Annotated in this window: 1 protein-coding gene; it reads left to right on the plus strand. The window is 69.3% G+C overall.

Features of this window, described 5'->3' with window-relative positions:
* Positions 1-65 precede the first annotated feature (65 nt).
* On the plus strand, positions 66-599 hold the full coding sequence (locus ABD241_RS07855; protein ID WP_344060199.1) for a hypothetical protein: 534 nt from the start codon (positions 66-68) through the stop codon (positions 597-599).
* The last annotated feature ends 68 nt before the right edge of the window (positions 600-667 follow it).

Raw genomic sequence — 667 nt, forward strand, 5'->3', positions numbered from 1 at the left:
GCATTCCCGGCAACCCGCGCCCACATCTGGTTCTACCGCTCGCGCCCGTCGACTACGGTCGAGACATGACCGTGGACCCCCGCTCCGCCCTCGAGCAGCTGATCGCCGCCCTCGAACGTCACTTCGAGGCCGCGAACGCGAGCCGCGACCCCGACCACCCCATGGTGCTCGCGGCGGCCCAGGACCTGGCCGAGGCCTTCGACGACTACGACGAGGCGCTCTACGACGCCACCGAGGTCGCGACGCCCCTCGCCATCTACGGCGACGACCTCGGCGGTCCCGACGACGAGGACGGCCCCGACGACCGGGTCTACGCCGGCCTGGAGTCCGAGGACTACGACGACGAGGACGACGACGAGGACGACGACGAGGACGACGACGAGGACGACGACGAGGACGACGACGAGGACGACGACGAGGACGAGGACGACGACCTCGACGACGAGGACGACCTCGACGACGAGTACGAGGACGACGACCTTGACGAGGACGACGAGGACGACGACGACGACGAGGACGCCGACGACGAGGACGCCGACGAGACGGTGGACGGCACCGCGTCCCCGAACCCGCGTGGCGGCGTGAGCCGGCGGGACTAGATGTACCCGGCCACCACGTTGGTAGCGGCGTGCCTGGTTGAACGAACGAGAACCTCCGAATGGGATGT

Origin of the sequence: Terrabacter lapilli, assembly GCF_039531305.1 — a bacterium.
In the GTDB taxonomy this organism is placed as follows: Bacteria; Actinomycetota; Actinomycetes; order Actinomycetales; family Dermatophilaceae; genus Terrabacter; species Terrabacter lapilli.

Bases quoted from the DNA above. Each gene is read 5' to 3' on its own strand.
- ABD241_RS07855 (WP_344060199.1), top strand. From the start codon at position 66: ATGACCGTGGACCCCCGCTCCGCCCTCGAGCAGCTGATCGCCGCCCTC.